Here is a 17,936-nt window from a genome sequence, read left to right as displayed (position 1 = left end):
GGGTACAGCCTTGTCCCGGAAAGCGTGGCCGCCGTAACGAGAGGGGTCGCGGTCCTGTGCCCGCCGGATCTGACGGCCGTCAGCACGTTGCACGCGGTTTTCCCTGAGGCGGCCGCCAGCAGCCCGGCTGTCATGTCAATCATCGATGCGATCCGTGATCAGGCCCCGAGTCGGGCCCGCACTGTGGCAGTGGGTGCCGGAAAACCTCCCCACGAAAGCTTTGGCAAGGCAACGCGGGCCGTTACAGCAAAACTGCCGGCTGGGATTGTCTGATCATGGCCGGCTCCTCCCCCGACGCTATTGATACGAAATATCTATCAACAAAGTCGTAATAAGTATTTGAGCGACCCGGCTGACCCCCTATGATTGGAGAGAAGCGGCGCGCCTTCCAAAGGGGTGCCACAGGAAACAGCCTTTGTGGAGCCTATGTCATGGAGCAGCTGCCTGTCGATAGTCTGATCCGCAACGGCTTTGTCATCATCATGGATGCCGGCCGGCGCTGCCTGCCCAACGGGGCGATCGCGATCAGTGGCGGGCGTATCGTTGATGTCGGGCCAGAGGCGGAGCTCCTTACCCGCTACCGCGCGGATAAGGTGATCGACGCCAGAGGCGGCACGGTTCATCCCGGTTTCATCGACACCCATGTGCATTTCATGAACACCGCCCGGGGCGCGCTGCCGGATACGCTGGAAACCGGCACGATGATGAATGTGCTGCGCCGGTGGTGGGACCTCTCCGATCTTGCCGATGAGCGCGCGGCGACCATGCTCAACTGCCTCGAAATGCTCTCGAATGGCACGACCTGCTTTCTTGAGGCCGGAACGCTGAAATATGCCGATGCCGCCGCCGAAGCTGCCGCTGAGCTCGGCATCAGGGGGTTTATCGGGGATCCGTTCCTGTGGGATCTGCCGATCAGCGATGGCGTTTACGACATGTCGCGGGCCGCGCGCGATCTGGACCGCAGCCTTGATCTCTTGGGTGGCCAGCTGAAGCGCAATACGGCGGTGAAAGAGCCGCTGATCCGCGGCTGTGTCGTGGTTTTCGGGCTGGGTTCGGCCTCGGACGAACTGCTTCAGGCGGCAAAGTCGGTCGCGGATGCAAATGGCGTGATCCTGACCATGCATCAGTCCTTTGACCACCATGATGCCGGGGCCGATGCCGCGCGCCTGGGGAAACGGGCGATCTGCCATTATGCCGATCACGGTTTGCTGGGCGAGAATATGACGTTCAGCCATATGAATGATCTCGATCCCGATGAGGCGAAGCTGGCGGCAGAAGCCGGGGTGACGGCGGTCTGGTGCCCGGTGACCTCGATGAATCTGGGCGCGCAGGCGGCAAAACATGCAAGGCATCTCGAGATGCGCCGCCACGGCGCCAATGTCTCGCTCGCCAGCGACGGTGTTGCCTCCGGCTGTCGCTATGATGTGGGGTTTCAGGGGCTTGTCGCGCTTCTGGGCACCCGCGCCAAGGGCGACGGCCAGCAGATGACCGCGATGGATGTGCTGGAACTGGCCACCATCGGCGGTGCGAAAGCGGTGGGAATGGCAGCCGATCTTGGCTCGCTGGAACCGGGGAAATACGCCGATATCGTCATCCGCAGCACCGATCTGCCCGAGGCGCATCCATGGTCTGATCCGGTGCAGTCGCTGGTCTATAATTGCGGGTCAAAATCGGTCGACAGGGTGATCGTCAACGGCGTCCTCGTCTGGGCGGACGGTCACCCGCAGCTCGTTGATGCCGCGAAAGCCTATGACGAGGCGCGGCATTCGCATCTGCGGATGCTGGAGCGCCTCGATATGAAACCGCGATGGCAGGCCGATCCGCCGCAAAATACCGGCCTGAGCTGAGGACACCCCAGAATGTACAAACTCTATTACGCGCCGGGACTTGCGAGTCTCGCGCCCCATTTTGTGCTGAACGAAATCGGGCGCCCTATGAGCTGATCCTCGTCGACCGCAAAAAGGGCGAGCATCAAAGTGCGGACTATCTGGCGCTGAACCCGAATGGAAGAATTCCGACGCTCGTCGATGGCGATCTGACGCTGTTCGAGGCGGCGGCGATCTGCCTGCATCTGGCAGACCGTCATCCCGAGGCGGGTCTGATCGCCGCGCCTGGCAGCCGCGAGCGGGCCCTGACCTATCAATGGCTGACCTTTCTTACGAATACGGTCCAGGTGGATTTCTGGCAGTATTACCGCCCCGAATTCTATGTGCCGCCCCAAGACGAGCCCGCCTATCGGGAGCGGATGGAGGAGCATCTTCTGCGCCATCTGACCGTGCTGGATGCGGCCTTGCAGGGGCGGAGCGCGCTCGCGGGCGAGCGGGTTTCGATTGCCGATCTTTACCTGCTGCTCCTCGGGCGCTGGTGCCGCCTGCTCTCAACACCCACCCGCAGCTTCCCAGACCTGGCCCGCCATCTCGACACTCTGGTCGAGCGCCCCGCGATCCAGCGCAGTTTTGCGGCGGAATCCATCACCGCCCCTTTCTTCTGACACCTTCAAATCCTGACCCGCAAATCCTGACCCGACGAGGCAACCATGTCCGAACTCACCCCCCAAAAGCGCCGCATCCTGATTGACGGATTGCAGGCCGATGAATGCGATGTCGAGGTTTTTCAGGAATGGAACCGCGGCGGATTGTCCTGTGTTCATACCACCTGCATGAACTATACCTTCGACAACACACGTGACGCGCTGTCCGCCCTGTCGCGCTGGCGGCGTGCCTTCCGGCACCATCCCGATCTGATCGAGCAGGCCCGGACCGCCGATGACATCACCCGGATCGCCGAAAGCGGCCGCACCGCCGTCATCCTCGGTTTCCAGAACACCCTGCCGCTGGAAGATGACCTGGCGCTGGTCGAGATCTTCTATGACCTGGGCATTCGCTGCCTGCAGATGAGCTATAATCACCAGGGCCTGGCGGGTTCGGGCTGTCTGGAGCCGAATGACAGCGGGCTGTCGCTTTACGGCAAGAAGATAATTTCCGAGATGAACCGCCTCGGGATGATCGTCGATGTGTCGCATTGCGGGTTGCGCACCACGCTGGACAGTATCGAGCATTCGAGCCAGCCGATCGCCGTCACCCATTCCAACCCGTCAAGTTTCGGCACGAAATACGGCCATAAATTCGAGCTGACCCATCGGCTGAAATCCGATGATGTGCTGAAGAAGGTGGCCGAAACCGGCGGCATGTTCGGGATGGTGCTGTTTCCCGCGATGCTTCCCGGCGGGATTGACTGCAAGCTGGAGACCTTTGTCGATATGGTCGAACATGCGGCTTCGGTGGTTGGCCATAAATCGCTGGGGCTTGGCACCGATTTCGTCTGGCGGCGCCCGCTGTCCTATATCCGTCAGGTCCGGACCGGGCGGTCGACCTATGACTGGGCGCCGGTGGTGCCGCCGGTCTGGCCGGAATGGATGCGCACGCCCGCAGACCTGCCGCGCCTTGCCGATGAGCTTGCGCGCCGCAAATGGACCGAGGAGCAGATCGACGATTTCCTCGGCCAGAACTGGCTGGATTACTATCGCCGGATCCTCGGCTGATTTCCCCTCATACCGAAAACAGGACAGAAACCCATGATAAACCGACGTTCTCTCCTTGCCGCTCTCGGCTCGGGCACCGCACTGGCCCTGATCGGCGCGCGCAGCGCCCTGGCCGATGGTAAAGTGGTCAATTTCATCAGCTGGGGCGGCACCACCCAGGCCGCGCAGGAAGAGGCATGGATCGGCCCCTTCACCGAGGCGACCGGGATCAAAGTGGCCCCGGCGGCCCTCGGATTACGGCAAGCTGCAGGCGATGGTCGAGGCCGGCAATGTCACCTGGGACGTGGTTGATGTCGAACATGACTTCGGCGTCTTTGCCGGCAATGCGGGGCTGCTGGAGAAACTGGATTTCTCGATCATCGACCGCGACTCGCATGACCCGCGCTTTGTGACCGATTACACCATCGGCAGCTATGTCTCGACCCATGTGCTCGGCTTTGTCAAAGACAGCTTCGATACCGAGCCCGCAGGCTGGGCGGATCTTTTCGATCTCGAAAAATTCCCGGGCAAACGCGCCTATTACAAATGGGTCGGGCCGGGCCTCTTGGAGGTGCCACTGCTGGCAGATGGCGTAAAGCCCGAGGATCTCTATCCCCTCGATCTGGACCGCGCGTTCAGGAAACTCGACGAGATCAAATCCCAGATCGTCTGGTACAGCAGCGGCGCGGAATCGCAGCAGCTGGTCGCTTCGGGCGAGACCAAGATCGGGATGCTCTGGAGCGGGCGTCTCTGGTCGTTGATCCAGGATGGGCTGGATATCGGCATCTCCTGGGATCAGAACCTGGTCGCGGCCGATGTGCTGGTCGTGCCCAAAGGCACGCCGAACAAAGAGGCGGCGATGCGCTTTCTTGCCTATGCGGGCAGCGCAGAAGGCCAGGCCCGCATGGCCAATCTCTCGGCCTATGGGCCGACCAATCCCGGCGCGATCCCTGAGCTGGCGGCAGAGATCCTGCCCTATCAGCCCAGTGAACATGCAGCGCAGAATGTGCCGCTGGACATCGCCTGGTGGGCCGCAAATCGCGACGCAATCAGCGCGCGCTGGTATGAGTGGCAGGCAGGCTGATCCGTCATGAGGGGAAAAACAGATGCAGACAGGCCCTGACGAGACCCGCTCCGTGCCACTGTCCGGCCCTGCCTCCCGGGGCCGGGGCGCGGGGCTGCGCGCAAGGCTTGGGGGAGCGACCGCGACCCTTGCGGTTCCGGCGCTGCTTCTGGTTCTGTTTTTCTTCATCCTGCCGGTCGCGCTGCTGCTGGCCAGAAGCATTCTCGAGCCCGAAGCCGGGCTCGGGAATTATGCCGAATTGCTGCAATCGGGGGCCTATCGCACGGTTTTGCTCAACACATTCACCATCGCATCGGTGGTGACCGTGGTGACGGTGCTGATAGGCTTTCCCGTCGCCTGGCTGATTGCGGTTTCAAACCGGTTCTGGGGCATGGCGCTTCTGGGGCTGATCTTCATCTCGATGTGGACCAGCCTGCTGACGCGCAGCTTTGCCTGGCTGATCCTGTTGCAGTCCAATGGCGTGATCAACCGGATGCTGAAAGGGCTTGGCCTCATCTCGGAGCCGCTGAGCCTTGTCAACAATATGACCGGGGTCGTGATCGGCATGACCTATATCCTGCTGCCTTTCGTGATCTTTCCCCTGCTCAGCACGATGCGCGCGATCGAGCCGGGCCTGTTGCGGGCCGCCGCGCTTTGCGGCGCAAACCGATGGCAGTGCTTCTTGCATGTCTTCCTGCCGGCCTGCGCGCCGGGGATCGCGGCGGGCGCCCTGATGGTCTTTGTCATGTCGCTGGGCTATTTCATCACGCCCGTGATGCTGGGCGGCAGTTCAACCATGATGCTGGCCGAGCTGATCGTGCATCTGGTGCAATCCCTGCTTCGCTGGGGCCTCGGCGCGGCGGCAGCCTTTATCCTCTTTGCCATCACGCTTGCGGCCTATGCCCTGCAACTGCGCCTGTTCGACCCGCTGCGCTCCGCAAAGGGAGGCCGCTGATGTTATTGGATTTCCGCCATCTCGGCGCCCTCCGCTGGGTCCTGGTTGCGATCGGGCTTCTGGTGGCCGCCTTCCTGCTGCTGCCGGTCGTTTTCATCGTGCTTTTGTCCTTCGGATCGTCCCGCTGGCTGATCTTCCCGCCGCCGGGATGGACGCTGAAATGGTATGAGGCGTTTTTCGCCGATCCCGGCTGGTTTGCGGCCCTCGGTGCCAGCCTGCGGGTCGGGCTTGCTGCGGCGGTGATCGCGGTGGTCTTCGGTCTGGGTGCAGCCCTTGCGATGAGCCGCGGCAGGCTGCGCGGGGCCTGGTGGCTGCATATGTTGCTTTTGATGCCGATGGTGCTGCCGGTGGTCGTTCTGGCCGTGGGGATCTATTCTCTCGCGCTGCGGGCCGGGCTGAATGACACATTCATTGGCTTCGTGCTGTCCCATGCCATCGTGGCCCTGCCCTTCACCGTGATCATCCTTGTGAACGGGCTGAACAGCTTTGATCCCTCGCTTGAGGACGCAGCCGTCCTTTGCGGCGCCAGCCGCTGGCGGGCGCGGCTGCATGTGACCTTTCCGTCCATTCGTCTCAGCATCATCACAGCGGTGATCTTCGCCTTCCTGATTTCCTGGGACGAGATCGTCATCTCGATCTTCATGGCGGGCCCGAACCTGCAAACCCTGCCGGTCAAGCTCTGGACCACGCTGCGCCAGGACCTGACGCCGGTGATTGCGGTGGCCTCGACGATGGTGCTGGCCTTTTCCCTGATCCTGCTGCTGATCGCGGCAATCCTGACCCGGAGGGGCAGATGACAGCCTGGCTTTCAATTGACGCGCTCAGCAAATCTTTTGGCCAAAGCATTGCCGTGCGCGATGTCAGCCTGGAGATCGGACGCGGCGAATTCGTCACCTTTCTGGGCCCGTCCGGCTCGGGCAAATCGACGCTGCTCTATATGATCGCAGGGCTTGAAACACCCAGCACCGGGGATATCCGGCTTGCGGGTGACTCGCTGCTGCCAGTGGCGCCGAACCTGCGCAATATCGGCATGGTCTTCCAGAGATACACGCTGATCCCGCATCTGACTGTCGCAGAAAACATCGCCTTTCCGATGAAGATGCGCAAATGGGACCGGCAGCGGCAAAAGCGGCGGCTCGAGGAGATGCTGGCGCTTGTGCGGCTTGAGGAATTCGCGGATCGCCGGCCGACTGCTCTTTCGGGCGGGCAGCAGCAAAGGGTCGCCCTGGCGCGCGCCCTGGCCTACGAGCCGGAGATGCTGCTGATGGATGAACCGCTGGCCGCGCTGGATCAGAGCCTGAAACTGGATCTGCAGCGCGAGATCAGACGGATCCATGACAGCACCGGCGCCACGATCCTTTACGTCACCCATGATCAGGAAGAGGCGATGCGGCTTTCTGATCGCATCGCGGTCTTTCACAATGGCACGGTCGAACAGTTCGCGACGCCAGGAGAGATCTACCAGAAGCCAGGCAGCGCGTTTGTCGCGGGCTTTGTCGGCCATTCGAACCTCTTGCCGGCAGAGATGTTTGGCGAGGCGCACCCTGCTGTCGCCCTGGCGGGTGAGGATTCCACCGGAACGCCAGGCTTTCAGCCTGGCAAGGGCGCGGCCCTGTTCCGGCCCGAAGATTTCACCGTTCTGCGCAGCGACCCCGGAACCGCCGCCCTGACCGGCACCATTACCGACATCGTGTTCCTGGGACCAGTCGTCGAAATCCTGGTCTGCCTCGCATCCGGTGCCCGAATTCTGGTGCGGCAGGCCCCCGACCTGACCGCGGATCTGCGTCCGGGAGACCAGGTCTCTCTCCGCATCCTGCGGCAGCCCTGGATTCTGCCCTGAGCGGTCACGGGCGCTGCCGGAACCGGCTGTGCCAGATGACGCATCACAAAAGTATGGAGGCCCGATTTGAACGTCCTGGTCGTTTTTGATCATCCGCGCCGGAATTCGTTCTGCGGCGCGGTTCTCGACCGTTTTGTCGCCGGACTGCAAGAGGCTGGGCATCAGGCCGAAATCGCCGATCTGCGTGCGGAAGGCTTTGATCCGCGCCTGGGCGTAGAAGACGAGCCTGATCGTGATGCGCCCGGTAAAATCTACAGCCCCGCCGTTCTGGCCGAACAGGCGCGCGTCACGAGAAACGACGCGCTCGCCTTTGTGTTTCCGGTCTGGTGGTGGTCGCTGCCAGCCACGAGCAAGGGCTGGATCGACCGGGTCTGGAACCGTGACTGGGCCTATGGCGCGCGCAAACTGACACATAACAAGGCCCTGATGATCGGCCTCGCCTCAGCCGATGCCGGGCAATATGCGAAGCGCAGCTATGACAGCGCCATGCAGACACAGCTGGTGCAGGGCGTCCTCAATTATTGCGGTATAGCGGACGCGTCTCTGGAGCTTCTGCATGGCAGTACAGGGTCAGAAAGCAGTCGCTCCGGCCTGCTGGAACGGGCCACGATGCTTGGCCGGACGTTCTGAACCCCATACCGGCAAGGGCCCGGCCCGTGCATCAGGCGCGAGTGTCAGGCCCGCTGCCCGCTGGCAAACTGCTGCGCCGCCCAGTCGATGAACAATCGCACCCGGGGCGACAGCTGCCGGTTGGTGGGATAGAGAAGCGAAACAGGTAGGGGTGGCGGCAGGCTGGCCGGCAGTACCTCGACCAAATCGCCGGCAGCAATCGCGGCTTCGGCATGGTAATGCGGCACCTGGATCACTCCGAGGCCCAGCCTGGCGGCCGCCACATAGCTTTCGGCGGCATTGACGGTAAGCGTTGTCGGCAGGACCACCTCGCGCACCTTGCCGCCAACCGAAAACTCCAGCGGCATCAGCCGCCCGGTGGCAGTCGAGTGAAATCCGATCATGCGATGGCCGCCGGCAAGGGCGTCAACATCAGCGGGATTGCCGAACCGGGCCAGATAATCCGGTGAGGCAAGGGTGACCTCTGCCAGGCTGGCGAGACGGCGCAGGATCATCTCGCTGTCCTGCGGCTGGCCGACACGCAGCACGCAATCGATCCCCTCGCGCACAAGATCTGCCAGCCGGTCGCCCTCGCTCAAGTAAAGTGCGATCCCGGGATAGCGCTCCAGAAACTGCGGCAGGGCTGGCAGAATGAAGTGGCGCGCCAATGTGCCATGTACATCTACGCGCAGCGGTCCTTCTGGCGTTGCACCGGCAAAAGCCCCTTCGGCATTCTCGACATCGGCAAGAATTGTGATGCAGCACCGGTAATATGCCTCGCCGTCGAGGGTCGGCCGCACGCTGCGCGTCGTGCGCTGAAGCAGCCGCGCTCCGAGGCGGTCCTCCATCTGCCGGATCACCTGGGTCGCGGTTGAGCGCGGAATGTCGAGATCAAAAGCCGCCTGGGTGAAGCTCCGTCTTTCGACGACCCGCGTGAAGAGCCGCATCGCGTCCAGTCGGTCCATCGTCTCTGCTCTGTTTCCCGCGCGGGTGCTGCGAATGCCGTCCCGCTTTTGTTCGCTACAGTGGAATAGTGATGCCAAAACATAGGTGATTATTCAATTCAAAGAAAGGCGCATATTTCCTGCAATCCGGCGCATGGACGCTGAACACAGGAGAAATGAAATGACTGATACCAATAAGGTCGCCCTTGTCACCGGCGCGTCTCGCGGCATCGGCGCGGCCATCGCCCGTCACCTTGCCGCCGACGGCTACACCGTCGTCATCAATTACGCAGGCTCGGTCGGCCTGCTGAAGAGCTTGCGGCCGCTGTCGAAAAAGCGGGCGGCAGGGCCCTCACCGTCCAGGCCGATGTAAGTGATGCCCGCGCTGTCACCCGTATGTTCGACACTGTCGAGACCGCTTTCGGAGGTATTGATGTTCTCGTCAACAATGCCGGAATCATGAAGCTGGCCCCGATCGGCCAGAGCGAAGACGCGCTGATCGACAGCCAGATCGACATCAACCTGAGAGGCACGATCCACACCCTGCGCGAGGCGGCAAGACGCCTGCGCGACGGCGGGCGCATCGTCAATTTTTCAACCAGCGTGGTGGGGCTTAAACTTGAAACCTACGGCATTTACGCTGCCACCAAAGCCGCAGTTGAGACGCTGACCGGCATTCTGGCCAAGGAATTGCGGGGCCGCTCGATCACCGTCAATGCCGTCGCGCCCGGGCCGACCGCGACCGCGCTGTTTCTTGATGGCAAAACGCCCGAGCTTGTCGGGCATCTGGCGAAGATGAACCCGCTCGAACGGCTCGGCAGCCCCGAAGACATCGCAGCCGTGGTCGCCTTCCTGGTCGGCCCGGATGGCGGCTGGATCAACGGCCAGGTGCTGCGCGCCAATGGCGGCATGATCTGACCGGGCCCCGCCGCGCGGCCGGCCATTTGCGCCCCGAGCGCCAGAAGGCTGCGGCTGCGCCATATTGCGCAGGCGGAAACGCTCTTGACGACGGCGGCGGGAAAACCCCTGGGGCAGTTGGCTCGCCGCCTCGTCCAGGGCTGGGGGAAAGCGGCTGCGGACTTCCTCGAGGATGGTGACTGCCCTTGCACGGGACACCCCGCCCCTGGATCTTGTCGGGGCGATAGTGGCGGCTGTCACCGGCAGACATCGCCAGCTTCATCTGCTTCTGTTCGATCTGCCGGCAGCGGGTGCCGGCTGTGCAGTCACGATGTGTAAAGTGGCGTCATCCGGTAGTGGCCACCATCCCGGGCCGCCGTCGCTCTGGTATTTCAGCGTCGGCGGGATGCACAATGCCTGGCAGCAGTCTTCCTGCGGCAGGTGCAAAAGGCGACCGTCACGGGTCCGGGTCCGGTCGAAACGCACGAGAACCCATGCCCTGGTCTCACCGAAAGCTTCCATTCCGGCCTGACGGACCGCCGGCCGAAAAATCTCGCAGGCGTCAGGCTATAGAATTCGTTCTCGACGCTGTCCGACAGATCGATCCCACCCGGCAACCGGCCGATCAGCGTTTTGAAGATACGGGGCTATGATGGCTGTCCTGCCAGCCCATCACACATCCCGTGATCTCCCAGCCCTTTCAGTACGCCTTACCTTGACAGCGGCGTGCAAAAGGCGCGCCCGGCCTGATTTGGCCGGGCATTCACATCTTCAGCGGCCTTCCGGGTTCCGGCCCCGCTTGCATTGCACCACATCAGCGCACCACATCAGCGCAACGGGACGGAGGCGACCTTGCTCTTGTAATCTTCCTTCGGGTCTGCGCCGAACAGCGCTTTGAAACCCGCGAGGATCGAGGAGGCGTTCTCCCAGATCTGCGCACCTTCCGGATCCAGGCGCAGAAGGCGCAGTTTCGGGTCACCCTTGCCCTCGAACCACGCTGCAATCATGCTGTTCCAGAGGCGATCAACCACCAGCGGATCAGTGTCGACGGTCACTTTGCCATGAATCGTCGCAAAGAGATCATGGCCTTTTGAAACAAAGGCCGCCACTGCGCGCCCGCCACCTGCAGTCACGATCTCGTTGTCGATGCTGGTGAAGAACCAGATCGGGCTTCGATCCTCGTCCTCGAGGATTGCGGTCATCGGCCGGGTATGGCCGTCATCCTTGCCCGCAAGGCCCAACATGAGCACACGGTCCGAGCGCAAGGCGTTCCAGAGTCTGGTCTCCAGTTCAGCGGCTGTCGACATAACGTCCTCCTGTTGCTGTCGGGTTCTGAACTGGCGAAGGACCGATCTGTTCCCGTCGCTCCGGCCCGGATGCGCAAGATTTGCGCGATCAGCAGGTTTATGCCCGTCAGAGGCGCGGTGTGGCGCAGCCTGCCCAGGAAGAACACACAAGGCGCGAAACCGTCGTCGGGTGGCCCTGCATCGCCTGTTGAACGCGTTCCCGGCTGCGTCGTCAGGTGCATCGCCAGGCGAAGATCCGCGCCCCTGTTTGCAACCCGGGTGGGATATGCCCACTATTCCGGATATGGTTGCTAAAAATCGACAGGAAGCGTCACCGGAAGTCCCGCCGGAAGGTAAGGGCTTTTCAGAACCGCCGGACTTATCGTCCCGGACATCTGTCCTGGTCACCGAGGACGGGCCAAATCTGCCAGACCCCGGCAATGTTGCGCTCTTCCTGGATCTGGATGGAACTTTGCTCGATCTGGCAGCAACGCCGGATCAGGTGGTGGCGGAACCGGGGCTGCGTGCTTTGCTGCTGCAGCTGGAAAGAAGGACAGCTGGCGCATTGGCTTTGGTGACCGGGCGCCAGGTGGCTTTTGTCGACGCCCTGTTCCCAGGCCATCATTTCCCCGGTCATCATTTCACTGTGGCCGGGCTGCACGGGGCCGAACTGCGCCCTGGCACAGCAGCCGGGGTCGGGATTGCCGCGATTGCTGCACCGACAAGAGAAACCCAATCGTTTCAGGCAGCCTTTTCCCGTATGAACACAGCGGCCCGAGGCCTCGGCCTTCTGACCGAGGATAAGGGAGCCGCCTTCGCCCTGCATTATCGACAGGCGCCCGAACTGCGCGGAGAGGCGGAGCGGATCATGGCTGAGGCCGCGCGTATTGCAGGGCCCGGCTACCGGCTGCGGGAGGGGAAATGCGTCATCGAACTTTGCCCCGCCGGTGCGGACAAAGGGGCCGCGCTCCGGAACCTTATGGCATCGCCGCCGTTTAACAGCCGACATCCCCTGGCTGCCGGCGATGACCTCACCGATGAGGCCATGTTTAAGGCGGCCAATGCCCTGGGGGGGCTCTCGATCCGCATCGGAGCGCAGGACAGCCCGAGCGCTGCCACTGCACGAATTGCCAGCCCGGCCACCTTCCGGGCCTGGTTGACCCACCTCGCCGCAGCGTAAAGCGCAGGAGACTGAGGTTTATGACAGAAGAAACACTCGCTGACGGCGCCCGTGCTGATCAAAGAACTGATCCGGGCCTCGATCGCGCCGTCATTGGCAATGCCAGCCTTGCGGCGCTGATCGACTGCGACGGCGGACTGGACTGGATGTGCGTGCCGCGCATGGATGGCGATCCGGTCTTTTGCGGGTTGCTGGTCGGCGGCTCGGGCGGGGGAACCGATGCCCGCGACGGCGCCTGGCGCATCCGGCTGGACCGCCAGACGGAAGCCCGCCAGCGCTATCTGCGCAATACCGCCATCCTGGAAACGATCCTGACTGATGAACACGGCAATGAGGCGCGGATACTCGATTTCGCGCCGCGCTTTTTGCGCAATGGCCGCATATTCCGCGGCTATTCCGTCCTGCGCATCGTCGAGCCGCTGCGCGGCACACCACGGCTGACGGTTTCTCTGCGGCCAAGATCCGATTATGGTACCAATACGCCCGGAATGACGCGCGGCACCAGCCATATCCGCTATATCCTCGGGCCGGAGGTGCTGCGCCTGACCACCGATGCGCCGGTCGATTACATCCTCTCAGAGACCCCTTTCCTGCTGGAGCATCCGCAGGCTTTTATCCTCGGGCCGGATGAGAGCCTGACGCATCATCCGATGGTCCTTGCCCGCCATTTCCTGCAAGAGACCACTGATTACTGGCGGAACTGGGTCCGCAGCCTGGCGCTGCCCGCCGATTTCCAGGATGTGGTCATCCGCGCGGCAATCACGCTGAAGCTCTGCTCGAACGAGGAAACCGGGGCGATTGTCGCGGCCCTCACCACCTCGATCCCGGAATATGGCGCCAGCGGACGGACCTGGGATTACCGCTTCTGCTGGCTCCGCGACAGCTATTTCACCGTCCAGGCGCTGAACAGTCTCAACGCCACCAGGACAATGGAAAACTACCTCAGCTATGTGTCGAACCTCGCGGCAGGGTCTGACAGCGGCTATATGCAGCCGCTGTTCGGCCTCGGGCTGGAGCGGGTGCTGGACGAGCATATCGTCGCCGCCCTGCCGGGCTATCGCGGGTTTGGACCGGTCCGGCGTGGCAATGCGGCCTTCGCCCAGGTGCAGAATGACGGCTACGGCTCTGTCATCCTGGCGGCAATCCAGTGTTTCTTTGACGAACGTCTGCCCGATATGGGGGATGAGACTTTGTTCCGCCGGCTGGAAAAGCTGGGGGCCGAGGCCGAAGCCTGCTGGGACCAGCCCGATGCGGGGCTTTGGGAGTTTCGCACCCGCGAAGAGGTCCATACCCATTCCGCGCTGATGTGCTGGGCCGCCTGCGACCGGCTGGCGCGGATCGCGCGCAAGCTGGACCTCGCGCCCGAGGCCGCGCGCTGGTCCGCCAGCGCGTCGAAGATCCGCGAGGCAATCTTCCGCCTGGGCTGGAACGCTGAGCGCGGCTGCTTCGTGGCAGCGTTTGGCGGCGATGAGGTGGATGCGAGCCTGCTCCTGATGGCGCAGACCGGGTTCATTGCCGCCGATGATCCGCGCTTTCTGGCTACGGTTGCGGCCTGCGAGGCAGATCTGCGGTTCGGAAACCACCTCTACCGCTACCGCCGCCCCGATGATTTCGGCGCGCCCGAGACCGCCTTTACCGCCTGCACCTTCTGGTTGATCGATGCGCTGGTGCGCACCGGCCGCAAAGAAGAGGCGCGCGGGATCTTCGCCGATGTGCTGGCGCGGCGGAACCATCTGGGCCTTCTCTCGGAGGGCGTCCATGTCGAAAGCGGCGAGCTCTGGGGCAATTTCCCGCAGACCTATTCGATGGTCGGGCTGATCAATGCCGCGATGGCGCTGTCGCGCCCCTGGGAGGATGTGCTGTGAGCCGTCTTATCGTCGTCTCGAACCGTGTGCCTGCGCCGGACCGCCCGCCACAGGGCGGGCTTGCGGTGGCCGTCCGGGCCGCGCTGCAGGAACGCGGCGGGGTCTGGATGGGCTGGTCCGGGCAATCCTCTGGCGAGGCCGATCCCGGACCGCTGAAGCTTTTTGAGGAAGGCCAGATCACCTATGCGCTGAGCGATTTGTCGGAGCGCGATCTGTCGGAATATTACAATGGCCTTGCAAACAGCGTGCTCTGGCCTTTGTGCCATTACCGGATCGACCTCACAGATTACAGCCGCCGCGATGCCGAGGGATATTTCCGCGTCAACCGACTTTTTGCCGGGCGTCTTGCGCCTCTGATCCGCGAAGGCGATCTGATCTGGATCCATGATTACCACCTGATCCCGCTGGCGGCCGAACTGCGAAAACTGGGGATCACGAACAGGATCGGGTTTTTCATGCATATACCCTGGCCCGCGCCGGATGTTTTTCTTACCCTCCGGTGGGCGAGACATTGCTGCGTGCGATGACCAGCTATGATCTCCTGGGCTTTCAGACCGCGCCGGATGCCGGGAATTTCAGCCTCTGCCTCAGCCGCAGCGGGATCGCAAAGCCGGTTTCGGGCGAGGATGGTACCCATCTCGCCAATGGCCGGCGGTTCCAGGTCGGTGCCTTCCCGATCAGCATCGATGCGGCAGCCTTTGGCCGTACCGCCGCGAATGCCGTGCGCAATGTCGCGATGCGCAAGTTCCGCAGCTCGCTCGAGGGGCGGATGCTGATCATGGGTGTCGACCGGCTTGATTATACCAAGGGCCTGCCGCAGCGCATGCATGCCTTTGGCCGTTTTCTTGAATCCAGTCCGGAATGGCTGGGCCGGGTGACATATTTGCAGGTTACACCGCAGACGCGCGAAGGCGTCGCGCAATATGACACATTGCGCCAGGAAGTGGCCGGTCTGGCCGGACAGATCAATGGCATGCACAGCCGGCTTGACTGGATGCCGGTGCGCTATGTGAACCGCGCCTTTGGCCAGCAGACGCTGGCGGGGCTGTACCGCATTGCCCGGATCGGGCTGGTCACGCCCCTGCGCGACGGCATGAATCTGGTGGCAAAGGAATATGTCGCGGCCCAGGATCCCGAGGATCCCGGCACTCTGATCCTGTCGCGCTTCGCCGGGGCCGCAGCCGAGCTGCGGGACGGCGCGCTGCTGGTCAACCCTTATGATGACGAAACCATCACGCGTGCCATTGCGCAGGCGGTTGCAATGCCCCGCGAAGAGCGTAAGGCGCGCCATGCCGCTATGTCAGCGGTGTTGGCGGAACATGATGTATTTGCCTGGTGCCGGAGCTTTATGGCGCAGCTTGGGGAGGATCGCCCCGCTTTCGCCTCTCAGGCCGAGGTTGACCGCCGCGCGCCGGGTCAGACTGTTGTCTGACCCGGGTGCCAAATACCGAAAGGCCCGCCACTGTCACATAACGGCAAGAGACCCTTACGTCGCGCGGCGGATAAAACGTGCGATGGGCCAGGTCCAGCCGATCTCGCGTGACCGGTTCGGGCGCAGCCAGATCCAGTTCAGAAGGCCTGCCGGAACGCCAGGCAGCAGCCCGGTCAGGGCCGCGATGACAAAGGTTCCCGCATTATAATAGCCAAGCGCGAGACCCGCGATCACCACCGTTCCGGCGATGCAGGCCGCCCAGAGATGCACGAGCAGCAGGCGAAGCCAGGGAAACATCCTCTTCTCCTTTCATATCAGGTTCAGGGCATCCCCCCGGGTGCCGGTTTTCACCCGCCGCTCTGCCGGCGCAGTTCGCGCAGCTGGTCGGCGGTGATATAGCCGCTGGCCCGCAGCCCTTCGTCCCGCTGCCAGGCCGCGATGGCATTGCGGCTGTTCTGACCCAGAACACCATCGGCGCCCCGCGTGTTGTAGCCGAGCACCGTCAGGCGGCGCTGAAGGTCGCGGCGTTCAGAGACCGTCAGCCCGAGGAGGCGTTCCTCTGCCCGGTCGTCCATGGCGACAGGATCCTCGGGCGGCAATACCGTTCCGGCCTGTTCACGAAGCTGGCGGACCTGGCGGTCGGTCACATAACCGCTGGCGGCCACCCCGTTTGCCGTCTGCCAGCGCCGTATGGCGTCGCGGGTCTTGCGCCCCCAGAGCCCATCCGCCACCCCGGCGTCATAGCCGAGCGAGGTCAGCTGGCTCTGGATCTGGCGCCGCTGGTCGCGGCTCAGTGCCAGTGCCGCTTCTGCACTGCTGGCACTGTCGGAAGGCGCAGGTGCGGGCAGGGGCGTCGGGTCGGCAGGTCGGACCACACCGCCAAGCCGCGCGATTTCGCGCTCCGCCTCGGCACGGGAAAGACCATTTGGGAAGCGTTGCAGATAGGCACGCCAGCCATTCAGCGTTCCCGCCTGCCGCGCCTCGGCGCCGGCCTGGCGGTCAAGCTCCTGCACCAGCAGGCCCTGTGCAACGCCCGAGATGATACCTTCCAGGTCACCCTGGGCCTGTGCCGGAGACTGCCCCCCGAGACAGACGAAAATCGCAAGTACAGAGACTGACTTCCTCATAGTGTTCCTCCTTTGGTCAGGCGCCGTGCGCCCTGTCATGGCACAAGACCGCCTCAGCACGCGCACTGCCCTGACGCGGCGGTGGCGGACCGGGCTTGCAAGGCTCCTGCCCCGCCGTGCCGGGAAGAGGCGACCGGGCCCTCGGGCCGATCTGGCGCCGGTATAGGGTCTCCGACATCGGGGAGTTGCGGGATATCGGGGCCGCGGCGGCCCGGACTTGGGTCCTGTACCGGAGTATCGGGCGGATCCTGCGGTACATCCGGGCCTGCGGGTGGAACCGGTGTGACCGGCAGATCGGGATCTTCGCCCCCATGTGGCATTGTAAATCCTCCGTCTGATGTGAGGCCGGAATGGTGTCCGGCACAGGAAGCAAACCCGCTGCGGCAGGCTCTGTTCCCGTCACGACCGGGCATAGAGCGCTTTTTCGCCTCCCGGCTGCGGTGGAGCGGAACAAAAGCGGGTCAATACCGCGCAGGGCGGGATCACTTTGGAACAAATCGCGGGCCAATGGGTTTCTCCCCCTGATGCGCCGCCTTTGACGTCTGGACAGCTGAGGGTGGGCCGCCAGGAGACCACTTTGTCCGGAAGGGGGGAGAATGACATGCCCGTAATGACCCGGCTGTACCAAGATCACGCCGCCGCAATGCGTGCCGTTGAGCATATCGAGGCGCTTGCCTTGCCCTCGGTCGAGCCGTCGATTCTTGGCGGGGATGCCCTCAGGGACTACCGCGATATGCGGATCGAACGTGATCCGGTCACGGGCGAAAAGACCCAGATCCCTGAACCCGCCCCTGCGACAGCGGCGGGTGGGGCGCTCGGCGCGGCGGTGGGTGGCAGTGCGGGCCTTCTCGCAGGGCTTGGGTTTATCGCCATTCCCGGCCTTGGCCCGGTCGCCGCCGGCGGGTGGCTGGTGACGGCGCTGACCGGCGCGGCGGGCGGCGCGCTGGCCGGGGCTTCTTTCGGGGCGCTGGTCGATCTTGGCATCCAGGAAGAGGATGCGGATCTCTACACTGAGACGTTCCGGCGCGGCGGCGTTGCTGTCGCCGTGCGTTTCCCGGAGGCTTACCGAGGCATGGTGGAAGCGGCCCTGGCGCAGACCGATGCCAGTTCGCTGCCCGATTTACGCCGCGCGCATCAGACCGGGGCCTGGCGGCGCTGATCGCTCCGGGCGCGAGTGGGAAACCTGCTGCGCAATTGCGCGTTACATTACCGGGCGGC

Annotated in this window: 19 protein-coding genes and 1 pseudogene; 16 read left to right on the top strand and 4 right to left on the bottom strand. The window is 63.3% G+C overall.

Features of this window, described 5'->3' with window-relative positions:
• The first annotated feature begins 431 nt into the window (after nt 1-431).
• The 9 genes from QNO18_RS21720 to QNO18_RS21680 all read left to right on the top strand — a co-directional run bounded on the left by QNO18_RS21720 (nt 432) and on the right by QNO18_RS21680 (nt 8,008).
• Nucleotides 432-1,847, top strand: coding sequence for an amidohydrolase family protein (locus QNO18_RS21720; RefSeq protein WP_283179586.1), 1,416 nt, complete (start codon nt 432-434; stop codon nt 1,845-1,847).
• A complete protein-coding gene (locus QNO18_RS21715) occupies nt 1,808-2,491 on the top strand; it encodes a glutathione S-transferase family protein (protein ID WP_283179585.1) in 684 nt (227 codons plus the stop codon). The genes QNO18_RS21720 and QNO18_RS21715 overlap by 40 nt, the downstream gene beginning before the upstream one ends.
• 45 nt (nt 2,492-2,536) lie before the next feature.
• On the top strand, nt 2,537-3,541 hold the full coding sequence (locus QNO18_RS21710; RefSeq protein WP_283179584.1) for a membrane dipeptidase: 1,005 nt from the start codon (nt 2,537-2,539) through the stop codon (nt 3,539-3,541).
• Between the two features lie 33 nt (nt 3,542-3,574).
• Nucleotides 3,575-3,832, top strand: a complete 258-nt coding sequence (locus tag QNO18_RS21705) for a hypothetical protein (RefSeq protein WP_283179583.1) — start codon at nt 3,575-3,577, stop codon at nt 3,830-3,832.
• Nucleotides 3,795-4,604, top strand: coding sequence for an ABC transporter substrate-binding protein (locus tag QNO18_RS21700; protein ID WP_283179582.1), 810 nt, complete (start codon nt 3,795-3,797; stop codon nt 4,602-4,604). The genes QNO18_RS21705 and QNO18_RS21700 overlap by 38 nt, the downstream gene beginning before the upstream one ends.
• Before the next feature lie 22 nt (nt 4,605-4,626).
• Nucleotides 4,627-5,538, top strand: a complete 912-nt coding sequence (locus tag QNO18_RS21695) for an ABC transporter permease (protein ID WP_283179581.1) — start codon at nt 4,627-4,629, stop codon at nt 5,536-5,538.
• Entirely contained in the window at nt 5,538-6,335 is a 798-nt protein-coding gene (locus QNO18_RS21690; RefSeq protein WP_283179580.1) for an ABC transporter permease, read from the top strand. The genes QNO18_RS21695 and QNO18_RS21690 overlap by 1 nt, the downstream gene beginning before the upstream one ends.
• The gene (locus QNO18_RS21685; RefSeq protein WP_283179579.1) at nt 6,332-7,378 is read left to right on the top strand and encodes an ABC transporter ATP-binding protein; all 1,047 of its coding nucleotides are present in this window, start codon (nt 6,332-6,334) and stop codon (nt 7,376-7,378) included. Before QNO18_RS21690 ends, QNO18_RS21685 begins: the two co-directional genes overlap by 4 nt.
• Before the next feature lie 66 nt (nt 7,379-7,444).
• Nucleotides 7,445-8,008, top strand: a complete 564-nt coding sequence (locus QNO18_RS21680; RefSeq protein WP_283179578.1) for an NAD(P)H oxidoreductase — start codon at nt 7,445-7,447, stop codon at nt 8,006-8,008.
• A 44-nt stretch (nt 8,009-8,052) separates the two neighbouring features.
• On the opposite strand, the gene QNO18_RS21675 is transcribed toward QNO18_RS21680, so the two are convergent.
• On the bottom strand, nt 8,053-8,952 hold the full coding sequence (locus tag QNO18_RS21675) for a LysR family transcriptional regulator (RefSeq protein WP_283179577.1): 900 nt from the start codon (nt 8,950-8,952) through the stop codon (nt 8,053-8,055).
• Between the two features lie 160 nt (nt 8,953-9,112).
• On the opposite strand from QNO18_RS21675, the gene QNO18_RS21670 reads away from it, so the two are divergent.
• Nucleotides 9,113-9,304 (top strand): SDR family NAD(P)-dependent oxidoreductase, encoded by a 192-nt coding sequence (locus QNO18_RS21670; RefSeq protein ID WP_283179576.1) that lies wholly within the window; start codon nt 9,113-9,115, stop codon nt 9,302-9,304.
• Nucleotides 9,292-9,849, top strand: a pseudogene (locus QNO18_RS21665) (SDR family oxidoreductase); the annotation flags it as partial. The gene QNO18_RS21670 and the pseudogene QNO18_RS21665, both read left to right, overlap by 13 nt.
• Nucleotides 9,850-10,655: 806 nt before the next feature.
• On the opposite strand, the gene QNO18_RS21660 reads toward QNO18_RS21665, so the two are convergent.
• Complete coding sequence (locus QNO18_RS21660) at nt 10,656-11,135, bottom strand: pyridoxamine 5'-phosphate oxidase family protein (RefSeq protein WP_283179575.1); 480 nt, start codon at nt 11,133-11,135, stop codon at nt 10,656-10,658.
• Nucleotides 11,136-11,304: 169 nt separating this feature from the next.
• Here QNO18_RS21660 and otsB point away from each other — a divergent pair, with 169 nt between their 5' ends.
• Genes otsB through QNO18_RS21640 form a run of 4 tightly spaced genes read left to right on the top strand, consistent with a single transcriptional unit; the run spans nt 11,305 to nt 15,591 of the window.
• A complete protein-coding gene (otsB, locus tag QNO18_RS21655) occupies nt 11,305-12,294 on the top strand; it encodes a trehalose-phosphatase (RefSeq protein WP_283179574.1) in 990 nt (329 codons plus the stop codon).
• 20 nt (nt 12,295-12,314) lie between these two features.
• The gene (locus tag QNO18_RS21650) at nt 12,315-14,159 is read left to right on the top strand and encodes a glycoside hydrolase family 15 protein (RefSeq protein WP_283179573.1); all 1,845 of its coding nucleotides are present in this window, start codon (nt 12,315-12,317) and stop codon (nt 14,157-14,159) included.
• Nucleotides 14,156-14,686, top strand: coding sequence for a trehalose-6-phosphate synthase (locus QNO18_RS21645; RefSeq protein WP_283179572.1), 531 nt, complete (start codon nt 14,156-14,158; stop codon nt 14,684-14,686). The genes QNO18_RS21650 and QNO18_RS21645 overlap by 4 nt, the downstream gene beginning before the upstream one ends.
• The gene (locus tag QNO18_RS21640; protein ID WP_283179571.1) at nt 14,683-15,591 is read left to right on the top strand and encodes a trehalose-6-phosphate synthase; all 909 of its coding nucleotides are present in this window, start codon (nt 14,683-14,685) and stop codon (nt 15,589-15,591) included. Before QNO18_RS21645 ends, QNO18_RS21640 begins: the two co-directional genes overlap by 4 nt.
• A 54-nt stretch (nt 15,592-15,645) precedes the next feature.
• Here QNO18_RS21640 and QNO18_RS21635 read toward each other — a convergent pair whose 3' ends face one another.
• Nucleotides 15,646-15,888: a hypothetical protein gene (locus QNO18_RS21635; protein ID WP_283179570.1), complete on the bottom strand. Its 243-nt coding sequence runs from the start codon at nt 15,886-15,888 to the stop codon at nt 15,646-15,648.
• Between the two features lie 50 nt (nt 15,889-15,938).
• Entirely contained in the window at nt 15,939-16,718 is a 780-nt protein-coding gene (locus tag QNO18_RS21630) for a peptidoglycan-binding protein (protein ID WP_283179569.1), read from the bottom strand.
• A gap of 601 nt (nt 16,719-17,319) precedes the next feature.
• Between QNO18_RS21630 and QNO18_RS21625 the strand changes: the two genes are divergently transcribed.
• A complete protein-coding gene (locus tag QNO18_RS21625; protein ID WP_283179568.1) occupies nt 17,320-17,877 on the top strand; it encodes a hypothetical protein in 558 nt (185 codons plus the stop codon).
• The last annotated feature ends 59 nt before the right edge of the window (nt 17,878-17,936 follow it).

This window comes from Gemmobacter sp. 24YEA27 (genome assembly GCF_030052995.1).
Lineage (GTDB): Bacteria > Pseudomonadota > Alphaproteobacteria > Rhodobacterales > Rhodobacteraceae > Pseudogemmobacter.
The sequence above is the reverse complement of the archived record's forward strand: the minus strand, read 5'-3'. Positions and strand labels throughout refer to the sequence as shown.

Excerpts from the sequence above, each read along its gene's own strand:
- QNO18_RS21720 (WP_283179586.1), top strand. The coding sequence starts at position 432 with ATGGAGCAGCTGCCTGTCGATAGTCTGATCCGCAACGGCTTTGTCATC.
- QNO18_RS21715 (WP_283179585.1), top strand. The coding sequence starts at position 1,808 with ATGGCAGGCCGATCCGCCGCAAAATACCGGCCTGAGCTGAGGACACCC.
- QNO18_RS21710 (WP_283179584.1), top strand. The coding sequence starts at position 2,537 with ATGTCCGAACTCACCCCCCAAAAGCGCCGCATCCTGATTGACGGATTG.
- QNO18_RS21705 (WP_283179583.1), top strand. The coding sequence starts at position 3,575 with ATGATAAACCGACGTTCTCTCCTTGCCGCTCTCGGCTCGGGCACCGCA.
- QNO18_RS21700 (WP_283179582.1), top strand. The coding sequence starts at position 3,795 with ATGGTCGAGGCCGGCAATGTCACCTGGGACGTGGTTGATGTCGAACAT.
- QNO18_RS21695 (WP_283179581.1), top strand. The coding sequence starts at position 4,627 with ATGCAGACAGGCCCTGACGAGACCCGCTCCGTGCCACTGTCCGGCCCT.
- QNO18_RS21690 (WP_283179580.1), top strand. The coding sequence starts at position 5,538 with ATGTTATTGGATTTCCGCCATCTCGGCGCCCTCCGCTGGGTCCTGGTT.
- QNO18_RS21685 (WP_283179579.1), top strand. The coding sequence starts at position 6,332 with ATGACAGCCTGGCTTTCAATTGACGCGCTCAGCAAATCTTTTGGCCAA.
- QNO18_RS21675 (WP_283179577.1), bottom strand. The coding sequence starts at position 8,952 with ATGGACCGACTGGACGCGATGCGGCTCTTCACGCGGGTCGTCGAAAGA.
- QNO18_RS21670 (WP_283179576.1), top strand. The coding sequence starts at position 9,113 with ATGACTGATACCAATAAGGTCGCCCTTGTCACCGGCGCGTCTCGCGGC.
- QNO18_RS21660 (WP_283179575.1), bottom strand. The coding sequence starts at position 11,135 with ATGTCGACAGCCGCTGAACTGGAGACCAGACTCTGGAACGCCTTGCGC.
- QNO18_RS21650 (WP_283179573.1), top strand. The coding sequence starts at position 12,315 with ATGACAGAAGAAACACTCGCTGACGGCGCCCGTGCTGATCAAAGAACT.
- QNO18_RS21640 (WP_283179571.1), top strand. The coding sequence starts at position 14,683 with ATGACCAGCTATGATCTCCTGGGCTTTCAGACCGCGCCGGATGCCGGG.
- QNO18_RS21635 (WP_283179570.1), bottom strand. The coding sequence starts at position 15,888 with ATGTTTCCCTGGCTTCGCCTGCTGCTCGTGCATCTCTGGGCGGCCTGC.
- QNO18_RS21630 (WP_283179569.1), bottom strand. The coding sequence starts at position 16,718 with ATGAGGAAGTCAGTCTCTGTACTTGCGATTTTCGTCTGTCTCGGGGGG.
- QNO18_RS21625 (WP_283179568.1), top strand. The coding sequence starts at position 17,320 with ATGCCCGTAATGACCCGGCTGTACCAAGATCACGCCGCCGCAATGCGT.